At 73.1% G+C, this 14009-nt stretch carries 8 protein-coding genes; 3 read left to right on the top strand and 5 right to left on the bottom strand.

Going from position 1 to position 14009, the window contains the following annotated elements; genetic code table 11:
• Positions 1–79: 79 nt before the first annotated feature.
• The gene (locus tag WMF29_RS08455) at positions 80–3781 is read right to left on the bottom strand and encodes a serine/threonine-protein kinase (RefSeq protein WP_437328354.1); all 3702 of its coding nucleotides are present in this window, start codon (positions 3779–3781) and stop codon (positions 80–82) included.
• 105 nt (positions 3782–3886) lie between these two features.
• Positions 3887–4942, bottom strand: a complete 1056-nt coding sequence (locus WMF29_RS08450; RefSeq protein WP_437328353.1) for a hypothetical protein — start codon at positions 4940–4942, stop codon at positions 3887–3889.
• A 168-nt stretch (positions 4943–5110) separates the two neighbouring features.
• Between WMF29_RS08450 and WMF29_RS08445 the strand changes: the two genes are divergently transcribed.
• Positions 5111–5497 (top strand): hypothetical protein, encoded by a 387-nt coding sequence (locus tag WMF29_RS08445; protein ID WP_437328352.1) that lies wholly within the window; start codon positions 5111–5113, stop codon positions 5495–5497.
• 902 nt (positions 5498–6399) lie between these two features.
• Positions 6400–6675, top strand: coding sequence for a hypothetical protein (locus WMF29_RS08440; protein WP_437328351.1), 276 nt, complete (start codon positions 6400–6402; stop codon positions 6673–6675).
• Positions 6676–6720: 45 nt separating this feature from the next.
• Here the strand turns inward: WMF29_RS08440 and WMF29_RS08435 are convergent, their stop codons facing one another.
• A complete protein-coding gene (locus WMF29_RS08435) occupies positions 6721–7074 on the bottom strand; it encodes a hypothetical protein (RefSeq protein WP_437328350.1) in 354 nt (117 codons plus the stop codon).
• Positions 7075–7320: 246 nt separating this feature from the next.
• The gene (locus WMF29_RS08430) at positions 7321–10785 is read right to left on the bottom strand and encodes a nitric oxide synthase oxygenase (RefSeq protein ID WP_437328349.1); all 3465 of its coding nucleotides are present in this window, start codon (positions 10783–10785) and stop codon (positions 7321–7323) included.
• Positions 10786–11481: 696 nt separating this feature from the next.
• Here WMF29_RS08430 and WMF29_RS08425 point away from each other — a divergent pair.
• Complete coding sequence (locus WMF29_RS08425; RefSeq protein ID WP_437328348.1) at positions 11482–12270, top strand: DUF5995 family protein; 789 nt, start codon at positions 11482–11484, stop codon at positions 12268–12270.
• On the opposite strand, the gene rlmN is transcribed toward WMF29_RS08425, so the two are convergent.
• Entirely contained in the window at positions 12248–13450 is a 1203-nt protein-coding gene (rlmN, locus tag WMF29_RS08420; RefSeq protein ID WP_437328347.1) for a 23S rRNA (adenine(2503)-C(2))-methyltransferase RlmN, read from the bottom strand. The genes WMF29_RS08425 and rlmN overlap by 23 nt on opposite strands.
• Positions 13451–14009: the final 559 nt, after the last annotated feature.

Here is a 14009-nt window from a genome sequence, read left to right as displayed (position 1 = left end):
GCTCCGGCGCTTTCTCGTCCGCCTTTGCGTCATCACACGCCCTTTCAAGCCGGCCGTGGCGCCCAAGCCGACGTTGCGATCACCCCTCGTCGAGCCACGCCGCCATCTCCGGCAGGAGTCCCCGCAGGAGGCCGATGACGCGCGGGCTCGACGCGCGCACCTCCCCGACGAGCCGCCGCCGCTCCGCCTCGATCTTGCCGAGCTGCGCGCGGCGCAGCGCCGCCCAGAGGCGCGCGCCGGCGGCGATGCTGTCGTCGCCGTGCTCCTCGGCCACGCGCCGGGCCTCGACCGCGTCCTCCAGGGCGTCCCCCACCCGCTCCAGCTCCCAGTGAATCTCGGCGCGCCGGAGCAGCGTCAGCGCGTGGTACCGGTCCCCCCGCGCCCGCTGGAGCTGCTCGGCCTGATCCGCGCTCTCCAGCGCGGCGGCGGGCCGGCCCGCCCGCGTGAGCGCCGCCGCCAGGAGCGAGAGCGCCGCCGCGCGGAGCGCGGGATCCCCGTCCTGCGCCGCGAGCTCCGCGGTCCGCTGCGCGACCTCCGCCGCCTCGGCGGCGCGCCCCTCGCGCATCAGGAAGGCCGAGAGGTTCTGCAGGAGCAGCCGGAGCTGGCCCCGCATCCCCTGCTGCTCGGCCTCGGCGACGAGCCTGCGCAGCCGGTCGATCGCCACGCCGGTCCGCCCCAGCTCGGCCTCGAGCACCGCGAGATCGCCCCCGATGTGGACCCTGTGCCACGCCGAGGCCAGCGGCGCCGCGATGGCGAGCGCGCGCTGGAGGTCGCGCTCCAGCAGCTCGTGATCGCGGCGGTTCTGCGCGTAGTTCAGCTCGCACCGGAGCACGCGGGCCGCGAGCTCGGCCGCGGGGCCCGCGCCCGCCGCGAGCTCCACCGCCTCGCCCGCGAGCTCCATCGCGCGATCCCCGGCGGCCACCCCTGCGAGCGCCATCCGCGCCTCGCAGCGGAGCGCGGCCTCGCCGAGCGCGTCCGCGTCGGCGAGCAGCCCGGGATCGTCGGCCCCCGCCTCGCTGAGCCCGCGCGCCACCTCGAGCCGGTGGATGCGCCGGCGCACGTCGAGCGGCCCGCCGCGCGCCACGACGGCGTGCTCCGAGAGGCGCGCGAGCCGCCGGCTCGCCTCCTCGAGCTTCCGTCCCTGGATGAGCGCCCGGACCGCATCGATCTCGAGGCCGGCGCGCGCCTCGGGATCCGCCGCGAGCGCGGCCAGCCGATCCGCGAGCGCCGCCGCCTCCTCGAAGAGCCCTGCGGCGGCCGCCTCGGCCATCGCGCGGCCGAGCCAGCGGCGCGCCTCGGCCACGGCGCCGAGCCGCTCGTAGCCCGCGCCGAGGAGCCCCGCGTCCACGCGCCCCTGCGCGCCCTCCGCGAGCGCGTCGAGCAGCGCCCTGTGCAGCCGCTGGAACCACGGCCGCCGCTGCGTCAGGTGGAGCGCCGCCTGCCGCAGCATCTCCTGCGGGAAGCTGTACTCCTGCGCGTCGCCGGAGGCCGTCAGCACGCCCGCGCCGACGAGCGCCTCGAGCGCCGCCTCGGCGCGCTCGTCGTCCCCCACGACGCGGAGGAGCACGTCGACGCCGAGCCCGCCGCCGCAGAGCGCCACCGCGGCGAGGGTCCGCAGGGCGCTGCGCTCGGCGGCGCTGTCGGCCGCGAACGAGGCCACCCGGGCCTCGAGCAGATCGGCCACGCCGGGGACCTCCCCCCGCAGGGCCCGGTCGTCTGCGGCGCAGAGGCTCCCGTCGCGGAGCGCCAGCGCGCCGCTCTCATGCCACGCCATGAGCGCGTGCACGATGTAGAAGGGCACGCCTCCGGACGTCGCGACAACGGCCCGCTCCAGCGCGGGCGCGAGCGGGGCAGCGGGCGCCGCGGCCCCCCCCAGCGTGCCCTCCAGGTGCAGGCCTCGGCCCACCGCCTGCGCGAGCTCGGCGGCGGCCTCGAGATCGAGCGGCGCGAGGCCGAGGTAGGCCACCCCGGGGCACACCCGCGCGCGCACCTCGCCCAGCAGGGCGCGCAGGGGGGCCGGCCGGCTCGGCTCGCTGCGCGCGGCCGCCACCACGAGCAGCCGGCCCTGCCCTTCCGCGGCGGCGCGCCGCAGGAGCAGCTTGATCAGCTCCAGCGTCGCCGCGTCGGCCCATTGCAGATCGTCGACGAGCAGCAGCAGCGGCTCGCGGGCGCTCGCCCGCAGCAGCGCGTCCTCGATGGCCTCGACCGTGTGCGCGACCTCGTCCGCGGAGGGGAGGAGCGCCGGAGACAGCGCCCGCTCCAGCGCCGCGGGGAGCGCGCGGAGCTCGGGGACGTCGCTCTCGACGAGCTCCTCGGCGGCGCGGCGCAGCGGATAGAACGGGCTGCGTCGCTCCGGCAGGCACCGGAGCCGGACGACGTGGCGCAGGTCCCAGCCGGTGCGCTCGACCGCGGCGTCGAGCAGCCGGCTGCGCCCGATCCCCTGATGGCCGCCCACCACGATCCCGCGCACGCGGCCCTCCTGCGCGGCCTGCGCAGCGCGCGCGATCGCGTCGAGCTCGGCCCGCCGCCCGAGGAGCGGCGGCCGCGCGGGACGATCATCGAGCGGCGGCCGCGCGGGGCGGTCCTCGGGCGGCGACCGCGCGGGGCGGTCCTCGGATAGCGGCCGCGCGGGGCGGTCCTCGGGCGGCGACCGCGCGGGGCGGTCCTCGGATAGCGGCCGCGCGGATCGCTCGGACCCGCGAACTGGCGGCTGCGACCCTTCCTTGCTCCCTGGCGGGGCGAGCTCGGGATCGAGCGCGGCGAGGATGCGATCCAGCTCGCGCGCGACCTGATCGGCGTGCCGGGGGCGGCTCTGAGGATCCAGGGCGATCAGCGTCGCGGTGAGGCGAGAGAGGAGCCCGGTCGCCGCCGTCGGGTCGGGCACGAGCGCCTCGAGCGGGGGAGCCGGTCGCCGCGGCACGAGGAGCCAGTGCGCTGCCTCCCCGTTGCGCCGCTCGATCTCGGCGGGGAGGCTGCCGGTCCTCAGGCGGAAGATCAGGACGCCGAGCGCGTAGAGATCGCTGGCAGGCGTGGCGGACTGGCCGACGGCGCACTCTGGGGCGATGTAGCCGGGCGTGCCCGCGAGCACGGAGCCCAGCTCCCGGACGCCGCCGGCGACCACGGGCACGCTCAGGGTCATGGTCGCGCCGGCCGGCTCCTCGGCCAGCACCGTGCCGGAGTAACCGTCGACCGCCACGGTCGGCGGCGGCCCCGCGGGGGCGGTGCGCCCCCCATCGACCCAGCTCCGCGCGTTTCCCCCGGAGATCCCGAAATCGATCAGCTTGTAGACGCCCGACCCCCGGACGACGTTGGCCGGCTTGACGTCCCGATGGACGAGCCCGGCGGTGTGCACAGCGGAGAGCGCCCAGGCGACGGCGGACGCCGCTTCGAGGACGACGCGCTCGGGGAGCCGGCCTGCCTCGCGAGAGAGCTCATCGAGGCTCGTGCCGGCCACATACTCCATCACGAGGCCGACCACGCCGAGGGCGTCGTCGCGCTGGAACGAATAGAACCGCACGACGTTCGGGTGCTCGACCCGGCAGAGCGCCTGCGCCTCGTCGAGAATCGTGTCTCGCCACGCGGCCGTCGCGTCGGAGGAGCCCGCGAGCTGCTCTGGTACGAAGAAGAGCTTGATGGCGACGTCGCGGAGCTTCCTGCCTTCGTAGACCTCCTCGGCCAGCCAGACCGGCGCGAACCCGCCGCTGCCCAGCTGCCGGACGAGCCGGAAGGGGCCGAGGCGGGCGCCCTGCCCGAGCGGGGCTCCGGAGGAATTCGGCGACAAGCTGGGCATCCGCCGCCGAGCATACCCTAGCCACCCCGGCGCTCCCCCAGGAACCGGTCGCTCGCGCTCTCCATCGTGCGCTCATGCGTTCGTGCGCGGGCGCCGTCAGGGCACGATCTCGCGGACGCTGCCCTTCTTGTAGAGGAGCCCGTCGGAGCCCACCCCGTCGCTCCGGAAATAGACGCTGATGTTGGGCTTACCGGTCTCCGAGCCCTCCCGTGTCGGCTCCCGCGTGAGCCGCATTGCGGGATCGACGCCCGGCCGGCAGGGCTCGCCTCCCACGCCGAAGTCGGTCCCCTGGTCGACGTGCTCGTGGATCTTCACCCAGGTGCCTCCGCTCGCGCCGTCGGTCTCGTCGATCCAGAGCTCCTGCTTCACATCGCCGTTCGGCAGGTCGTAGACGAGCTGCTTGTACCCGATCCATACCTGCTCCGGCATGCCGCCTTCCCAGTACGTCTTGCTGAGAATGGCCGTCGACGCGGGGTGATTCGTCTCCTTTTCGAAATCGATCTTGCCGTCATACCGCATGCGGGCGGCGATCCCGCGCGTGTCGCATCGGTTGACGTCCTCGTCCCCGATCGTGCCGTGGTTGGTGCGCGTCATGGCGACGAGGCCGCCATAAGGTGTCCCGTCGTCGGCGGCCCGCAGGAAATACATCGTCACCTCGACGTCGCGCCATGAATCGGCGAGCGCAGGGTCGTGCACGTACATCCGCGGGACGCGGCCGCTGATCTTGAGAATGCCCTGGCCGTCGGTGTCATAGGACGCATCGCCGTGGTCGGCGTCGAACCATGCATCGGCCGGGTCGATCCCCGAAAAGCTGCGCGCGACGCCGTTGTCCCAGGTCGAGAACCACGCTTTGCCCGAAGGCAGCGTGGGCCGCAGCATCGCTATCCCGAACCTGTCGAGCTGTCCCTCCTCCCCTCCCCCGGCGCCGGTCGAGCTGGACGTCTCTGCGCTGCTCGATGCGGACGACGCCTCCGCGCCGCCGCCGGGGCCGTCACCGCCGAGACCCCCGCCGCCGGGGCCGTTGCCGCCGAGACCCCCGCCGCCGCCGGATTGGCTTCCTGAGGCGGGGACGTGATCGTCCGCGCAACCGGCGCTGCTCAAGCCGACGGCAGCCGACGTGACGGACATCGCGATCGTGAAGAAGACTCGCACGCCCTCGTGCATAACATGCTCTCAGCCGGTCCGCGAGGCCATTGAAGGCTAGATACTGGCAGCGACGCACGCACCAGGCGCATTACGGAAACAGCTCCGCTTCAGTCCGACAATTGCACCTTTCATCATGCTTCGAACGGGCAGCCGCTCGACGAGTTCGCCCGCTGGGTGGCGCCGCGCCGGCCGCTTGAATGGGTGCTGTCCATGCTACAGTACCTGCCCATGTCGACGATGGCCCGTGAGGAGCTCCTGTGGCGGTTCGCCAGGACCGGCGATCCCGAGATCGACGCGCGCCAGGACCGCATCCTTGAGGTCCTGCTCACGGCCAATCCCAAGATGAAGCAGCGTCTGGTCGACGAAGGTCGCCATGAAGGCCGCCTCGAGGGTCGCCTCGACGAGGCGCGCGCGGCCCTGCGCCGCGTGCTTGCACACCGGCAGCTCGGGCTCACCCCGGAGGATGCGGCGCGCATCGAGACGTGCACCGACCTCGCGACGCTGGAGCGGTGGCTCGGTCAGGCGCTCGCGGCGTCCAGCGCAGAGCAGGCCCTGCGCTGAGCGCCGCCGCCGGCGCACCTCGGCACCGGAACGGCCGCGGCAGCATGAGCGGCCCTCCCGGAAAGGGCCCTCGCACCATGAGCCGCACAGCGCCTGCGCCGCCGATGGCATCGTCGCGGTCCACGAAGACGTGCGGCTCCGCCGTCGCCGCCATGCCGAGCGCGTCCGGGCAGGCGAAGAGCTCGAAGCGCCGCACCGGCCGCCGGTCGAGCCGCGGCGCGGCCCCATCGACGACCTTGTGCTCGTCGACGGCCCGAGAGCCGAACGGCTCGTAGATCTCCGGCTGCGCCGTTCAGAGCAGCGCCGCTGGATACCGCTCATCACAAAGAGCGAGCGCCGCCCGCGTGGCGGACGCGAAATGTCCCTGCCGGCGGTGCGCCGGCAGGGTGCGTGCAGACCGCGTGGATGCAGCCCACGTCCGTCGGGCTCCCGTCCAGCGCCAAGGGCCAGGAATGCGAGAAAGAGACAAACCGCAACAGCGCGAGGGGCGCAAATGACCAGAGACGAGATAGTCTTTGTCTTCCCCTTGCGCCCCTTGCGGTTTGCCTTCCCTTCCGTTGATTTCTTCGGAGCTTCAACGTGTTCGATGCTCTAGCCATCTCCACGTATCACATCCCGGCACGATGGACGCGCCGCCCACGTATCAGAGCACGAACAGGCCGACGCGCTCTGGAAGATGCAGAGGGCTCGTTCCACGGAGGCACGGAGAATCACGGCTTCAGAGCGCAGAAGACCAGCGCTCCGGTCTCCACGCCTCTCCGCGCCTGCCGCGTCTCTGCGGCTCGATGGTCCACGCTCGGGACCAGGGCCCCAGTTCCAGCAGGATTGCGCATCCGGAGCGCCCGCCCCAGGAGATCGTCAGCAGCACCGCTCCGCAGGGCGGTGCGCCAAAGGGGGGAACCATGAAGAAGTTGCTCGGCGCGCTGGTCCTCGGCGCGCTCTCGCTGTCTGCCGTGCTGTCCAGCAGCGATGCGGCGCAAGCTCAGGAGCGCGATCGGCCACCACGCGGCTCCTACAGCAGGACGTGCAGGGACATCCGGACGGAGCGAGGCACGTTGTTCGCCAGGTGCGAGGACCGGCGGGGACACTTCAACAGGACGCGCCTGGACGACTTCAGGAGGTGCAGAGGAGATATCGCGAACGACAACGGCCGGCTCCGCTGCGCCCGCGGCCGCTGACGCGCGCCGCGGCCGCGCAGGGCGCCCTTCGCGAGGTGGGCTCCCTCAGCGACGAGGAAGCGGGGCCCCCGCCGGGATCGGCCCTTCCTCGACGGCCACGACGTACGGCGGCAGGCGGCCCGCACGCACCGCGCGGACGTCGCCGCGTATCGTCGCCGCGTCGGGGTAACGCTCGACCTTGTGGAACGCGAGGGCGCGATCCACGACGTCGCGCACGTCGCACACCTCCGAGGGCACGTCCGGCGCCCACAGCGCGAGCGACGACGCCCGCTCCGTCGCCGCGGCGATGAGCAGGTGCGCATCGGCCACGTCGCCGTGGATCGCTCGACCGGAGAGCACCCGAAACATCGTGGCGCCCAGGCCGAAGACGTCGGTCCGGCCGTCGATCTCGCGAACCATCCCGTCGCCTGCTCGGGCGCCATGTACTCGTTCGTACCGAGCGCCACCCCCTCGCGGCTCACTCGATCCGTTGCGCCACATCCAGCGACCGAGTTCGGCGGGGCCCCACCCCGCGCCCGCGCGACGAGCACACCCTCCGGGGGCCGGGCGTCTCGGCAACACCTCTCTCTCCCTCAGCCAGGGAGGAACTCCGTCAGGCGACGCGTTACCAGCTTCCGGCGTCCGCTCGTGGATGCGCCTCCGCCGCTACCCCTTCCGCTCCTTCCACGGATCGTCCTGATACAGATAGTTCGGCTTCAGGATCTTGTTCTCCATGTTGGTGTGGAACACCGCCATGGTCGACGCCGACATCGGCGGGACGATCCACGTCCAGTCCGCATAGACCGGGCGCTCGCACTGCCGCTCCTGCTGCTCGAACCTCTTGAAGTACTCCGACAGCGTGTGGTGGTCCATCATCCGCACCTTGGCCTGCCGGAACGAGTGCAGCACCGCGACGTTCAGCTCGACCAGCGCCGCGTCCTGCCACAGCGTGTCGCTGCGCGTCCGGTCCAGCCCGAGGCGATCCGCGATGAGCGGCAGCTGATCGTACCGCGTCACGTCGCTCAGGTTGCGCGCGCCGATCTCGGTGCCCATGTAAAAGCCGTTGAACGGCGCCGCCGTGTACTGGATCCCGCCGAGATCGAGGGCCAGGTTGGAGACCGCCGGCAGCGCGTGCCACTTCAGCCCGAGCTCGGCGAACCACGCATACCGCGGGTGCTCGATCGGCACCTCGAGCACCTTCTCCCGCGGCAGCTCGAACCACTTCGGCCGGCCGTCGCCGATCTGGATGATCAGCGGCAGCAGATCGAAGCGCGTCCGCTCCCCGCCCGGCCAGCCCAGCGCGAGCGCCTGGTCCGTCAGCTCCACGTTCCCAGGATCGCCGAGGATGCCGCCCTCCGGGAGCCGGTAGCCCGCATAGCGGACCAGCTGACCGTTCCAGATGCGGATCCGCGGCTCACCCGGCCTGAACACCGTCATGGTCGCCCGGATGTCGCCCCCGTTGGTCGCCAGATCGAGGTGCTCCACCAGCGCCTGGAAGATCTCCTCCTCCGTCTTCACGTGGCGCAGATCGCGCACGTGGAGCGTCGACCAGAAGAAGCGCCCGATGCAGCGCGAGCTGTTGCGCCACGCGAGCCGGGCGCCATAGGCGAGCTCGTCGGGCAGGTGCGTGTACGTCCCGTGCTTCTCCAGGCTCGCCCGCACCTCCTGCCAGCGCTCTTCCACCGCCGAGGGCACCCCGAGCTCCGCGTAGCACTGGCGCAGGAACGCCTCGGCCTCGGTCGGCACCGCCTCGGGCGCGGTGGGGGTCACGTGGAACGACCCGTGCTCGACCGGACACACGCCGCCAGCCGCCCGCGCCGCGCCGGCGCGCCGGAGCGGCGTCGGGCGGACCTCGCCGGCCGTGTCGACGTTCGAGCTGAACAGCTCCTGCTGGATGGCGTCCGGCGGCCAGCCCACCGCGCGCAGGTGCTCCTGCGCGTCGCGCATGAAGGCATCGGGACCACACACGAGCGCCCGCGATCCCGGCCGATAAGGATACAGCTCGGCCACCTGCTCCCTGGACAGCCGCCCCTCCGCCTTCGTCGCCCGCAAGCGGAACGCGACGCCGGGCGTGCGGCCGGCGATCGCGCGCAGATCCTCCTCGAAATAGGCGAAATCCGCGGCGCGCGACGCCGACCAGTCGAGGAGGAAGGCCCGCGCGTCGGGGCGGCCGGCCCCCCCGTCGAGCGCCCGCAGCATCGCCATCGCCGGCGTGACGCCGATCCCGCCCGCGAGGAACACCACCCGCTCCACGGGCGGCGCCGGAAGGACGAAGCTGCCCTTCGGGGCCGACGCGCGCAGCAGCGAGGCCGCGGCGCGCTCGCACAGCCACCGCGAGAACACCCCGAGCTCCTCGCGCTTCACCGTGATCTCGTAGTCGCCGCCGGCGCGCGCCGGCGCCGAGAGCGTGTACGCGCGCGCCACCCAGCGCCGATCGAGGTAGCCCTGCACGAGCACGTGCTGCCCGGGCGCTGACGCCGCAGGCGCGCCGCCGACAGGCGAGAGCGTGATCTGGAAGATCCCGGGGGAGAGCTCCCGCGCGGCCTTCACCTCGGCCTGCTGGAGGCTCGATCCGCCGAACATCTCGGCGACCGCCGGGGCGCAGCCGCCGCAGATCTGGCCCGCCCGCGTCCGCTCCGACAGCTCGGCGGGCGTCGCACACCCGGCCTCGATGAGGCTCGTGATCTGCCCGCGCTTGACCCCGGCGCAGTTGCACACGACCTCGTTCGGCTCGAACAGCGCCGCGGGCTGATCGATCTTCAGCTCGCCGAGCTCCCGGAACGTCGTGAGCTGCCAGCCGGGCAGCGGGCCGCGCGCCATGAGCAGCCGCATCGCCGAGGGGAGGTCCTGCCATTCGCCCTCGACGTGCAGCCCCGTGAGCTGCCCGCTCGACACGAGCAGCGCGCGGCGCTTGTCGCGATCCCCGCACGGCACCCACCGGAGGCTCTCCGTGGGCGCGTCGAGCCACCGCGCCGACACGCCGCTCCCGTCGAGCGCGCGGGAGAGCGACAGGATGCGGCCGCCGCCGTCCACGATCTTCGAGATCGCGGCCTCCTTGCCGGCCAGCGCGCCCATCGCGGCGCTGCTCTCGACGACCCCCTCGCGCCGGGAGAGCAGCCCCTGCCCGGGCAGGAGGTGGACGTTGACGAAATCGAGCGCGTGCCGCTCGGCCCAGGCGTCGACGCCCGCGGGCGGCAGCTCGAGCCAGGCCTCGTCGGACCCGCGGACGTCGGCGGGGATCCCCTCCCTGGCCAGGCTCGCCCAGCCCTCGATCAGGGCCTCGGCCGCCGCCTTCCGCAGGCCCGCCTGGACCAGCGCCGCCACGGCCTGATCGGCCGGCGTGTCCACGTACCGGAGCTCGAACGAGTCCTCGCGAAGCAGCTGCTGGACCAGGTTGTCGAGCCGCCCCCGCAGCCCGGCGGTGAACTCCTCGAAGTCGACGGTCCCGTCCCCGGTCGTGTCCGCGGCCAGGAGCAGCGCCTTCGCCTCGTCGGCGTGCATCCCGAGGCCGGTGAGGTACGGTAGGAGCTCGTCCTCGCTGAGCTTGCGGTTGTGGTCGCGATCGATCTCCTCGAACCGGCGCCACGCGAAGCGCTCGCTCGTCAGGCCGGCGCGGAGGCCGCGGGAGAGCGCGGCCGCCACCTCGGCGCCCGAGCACGCGGCGGGGCCGCAGACGACGGGCGCCGGCGCGCCGGGCTGCTCGAGCGCGCGGATCGCCCTGCGGGCCACGTCCGCGGGCGCCACCCAGGGCAACGCGCCGCCGCCGAGCGGCAGCGGCAGCGTGCGGCGGAGCCGGATGTCCTCGCGCCAGAGGCTGAGCGCGCTCAGCAGAGGTCCGTGCCAGACCGTGGTCACCGGCTGGCCGGAGGCGCGCACGGACGCCTCGGCGTCGCGGATCTGCTGCCCCACTTGGCTCGAGGGAGGGAAGTACGGCGCCACCCAGAGGAGGTGCGACGCGCCCACCTCCCTCGCCGACGCGAGGAAGGTCCGCGCGGCCACGAGCGGATAGGCGAGATCCGCGGTGCTCATCACGAGCGCGATGGCCCGCTCCGCGGGCTCGATCGGCAGCGACTGGAGGAAGGAGGCGAGGTCGTTTCTGGGCTCGGAACAGACGATCTTGAGGAAGCTCATGGTGCTCGGCAGGGGCAGCCGCGGAGGAGCGCAACCGCCCTCGCGGCCGCCGGGCGGCATCGACGATCGATGGCTGATGGCTGCGCGCAGGCGCGGAGCGCTCCGCCCAAGGATACGGCGCATCCCCCGGCCGGCCGAAACCCGAAAACGCCCGCGCGATCCTGCACACACCGCCGCACCGGGGCCACCAGGGTGCGCGCAGCGTAGGGGGATCCCTTGTTTTGCGTGGAGGGGATCCGTCCGCGCGTCACAATCTGCCCCATGGGGCACTTTGGTGCGCCGGCCTGCGCTGTCACCGCGTCTGAGCGCGACGCTGACGCGTCACCGCTCGACGGTCCCGCCGCTGGCAGCCACGGGGCGTCACCCAGACCTCGCCCGTTCGTCCGGGCCGACGGGCGAGCGTCCTCCGCTGCATTCGCGGGAAATCCGACATGAAGGGAGACCAGGCGAACGAGCGTGCACGCGCCTGTCGCGCGCGCTCGAGCGCTGTTCTGCGTGCGCTCGTACATCCTGTGGCTGTGTACGACTGCGGACCGGACATACGGGCACGATCCTTGAATTCGCTCGCTCAGCGCAGCCATGAAGACCCTTACTTCGGATCAACCCCTGGCGATGAGGAGCAAGCAGACGCGGTCATTGGCTGCGTCCCATCCCGCGGCGTCCGCCGCGCGTCATCCCGTCCTGCAGGGCGTGACGATGGCGCCGGCGAACGTGTCCGAGGCGCTGGTCGCGCTCGAGACGGTCGCCGCGCGGCTGCGCGAGAGGAACGACCCGCGGGCGGTGTTCCCCGACGTCTACGCCGTGATCACGCGCCGCGTGGAAGAGGCGGTCGTCGGCGGCTCGGACAGCCGGTTCCTCGAGCCGGCGTGGATCTCGCGCCTGGCGGGGATCTTCTGCGAGTACTACCTGACGGCCCTCGCGGCCTCGCTGGAAGGGCGGTCGACGGGCGTCGAGGCGTGGGACGTCGCGTTCCGGTGCGCCGGCGCGGGCGGGGCGGCGGCGGCGGTGCACGGGCTGCTCGGCATCAACGCGCACATCAACTACGACCTGGCCCTCGGGCTCTACCGGAACATCGTCCAGCACGGCGCGGCGCAGGACGCCCGGCTTCTCGGGCGCTACCGTCACGACCACGACCTTGTGAATGAAATTCTCGCGGCGGCGATGCCGGAGATCTTCGCGATCCTGCGCGTTCGTTATGGTTGCCCGCTCGCCCGCGTCGCGACCTTCAGCCGGGACGTGGAGCGCGCCGTCTCGAGCGTCGTGATGTACCTGCTCAAGTGCTGGCGCGACCGGGTCTGGACCGACCTGCTCTCCTTGCTCGCGACGCTCGGGCACACGGGCGAGGCGGGCAAGCGCGCGGTGCTCGCCCGGATGAACCAGCGTTCGGGGAAGATCGCCCGTACGTTCGCGGCGGGCCATGGAGCGCTCCGCGTCGGGGCGCCGCTCGTCCGCGGCGCCGCCCTCACGCTGGCCCTGGCTGCCTGACGCGGGCCATCCCCGCGAGCTGACCGCAGGCGCCGCCCACGTCGCGCCCCCGCGGCCGCCGCACGAGCGTCGTCACGCCAAGGCCGGACAGCCGCGCAACGAAGGCGTCGAGCCGCGCGGCGGACGGCGGGCGCAGCGCCGGATCCGGGCCGGGGTTGCAGGGGATGACGTTCACCCTGCACCGGAGCCCGGCGACGTACGCCGCGAGAAGATCCGCGTCCTCCGGGGCGTCGTTGAAGCGATCGAAGAGCACGTACTCGAAGAGCACGCGCCGCCCCTGCGGCAGCGCACGCGCGATCGCCTCCTTCAGCGCCGCCATCGAGAAGCGCGCGTTCACGGGCATGATCGCCTGCCTGCGGGCGTCGTCCGGGGCGTTGAGGCTGACGGCGAGCTCCGCCCGCGCCTCGCGGAAGAACGGCTCGATCTTGTCCGCCACCCCGACGGTGCTCACGGTGACGTGCGACGGCGCGAACCGGAAGGCCCGCGGATCGGTGAGCAGCCGGATGGCCTTCAGCACCTCGCCGAGGTTATCGAACGGCTCCCCCATCCCCATGAAGACGAGGTTCCGGAGGGGCGCGCCGCCGCGCTCGGCCGCGAGCGCCCGCGCGATCCGGACCTGATCGACGATCTCGCCGGCGGCGAGCTGGCGCTCGAGCCCGAGCCGCCCCGTCTCGCAGAACGAGCAGGCCCGGGCGCAGCCGACCTGGCTCGAGACGCAGAGCGTGGTGCGGGCGGGCCCCGGGATGAGCACCGACTCGATGAGCGCGCCGTCGCGCGCGCGGAGGACGAGCCGGAGCGTGTCGTCCTGCGCCGGCGCCCGCTCGGCGATCTCGAGCGACGGCGCCGGATCGAGCTCGAGCAACGCCTCGTGCGCCCAGGCCCCGACGCCCAGGGCGGCGAGCGCGCGGGCGTCCCAGGCCGGCGCAGGCACCGGCGCGCCCGGCTCGGCGCCGAAGGCGTGGCGCACCACCTTGCCGGCGACCGAGCGCGCCGCCGACGCGGTGCCGCCGGCCCGGCAGAGCAGCTCCGCGAGCGAGGCCGCGTCGTGGTCGGCGAGCTGCGCGCGCCGACGTGGGACGCGCGCGCTCCTCCGGATCAGCGGGCGCCCCGCGACCTGCGCCGGCGGGTCGCCGGCGCGCGGGGGCGACGCCATCTCTTCGGGGATCTCCGGAACGCGCATGCGCACCCGCTAGCACGCCGCGCGCGGCGCCGCGCGGCCCAGCGACGCCGCGCTTGTCAATCGCATGTCGATCGCCACCCGAAAGACAAGCGAGAACTCGCCCGGCGCCCCCCTGTCCGACACGAAACCTGCGCGTCGTCTGGGGCCATCAGGTGGCCAATCTGTGGACAAGCATGTGGACTGTCAAACCGGGCTCGGGAACGTGATTTTTGGGTTGCAGATTGGTTCCGAAGGAGGGAGTTTAGCGCCCGGAAGTCGGGAGGCGCGCCGGGCAACGGAGCGCCAGAAATCGCAGAAAAATCAATTGCATCGGTGTGGGCGGCGCGTCCATGCCCGGGCTGGCTTCGGCTGGCGCCGGCGCTTGGAGGGGTCGCCGCCCCGCGATCGGCGCAGGACCCGGCAGCTCCGCGGAGGTGTCAGGGTCCCACGGGGTTTCCACAACCTGGGAACAACCTGTGGATTATTTGTCCCTCCTGCGCGTGGCGTGTTCCAGGATCGGGTGAGCGGGGCTCCAGCGCCCGAGCTTTTCTACCGCTCGCGGACACACCGGTGGGCTACG

The organism is Sorangium sp. So ce381, assembly GCF_051473845.1.
GTDB classification, from domain to species: domain Bacteria; phylum Myxococcota_A; class Polyangia; order Polyangiales; family Polyangiaceae; genus Sorangium; species Sorangium atrum.
The sequence above is the reverse complement of the archived record's forward strand: the minus strand, read 5'-3'. Positions and strand labels throughout refer to the sequence as shown.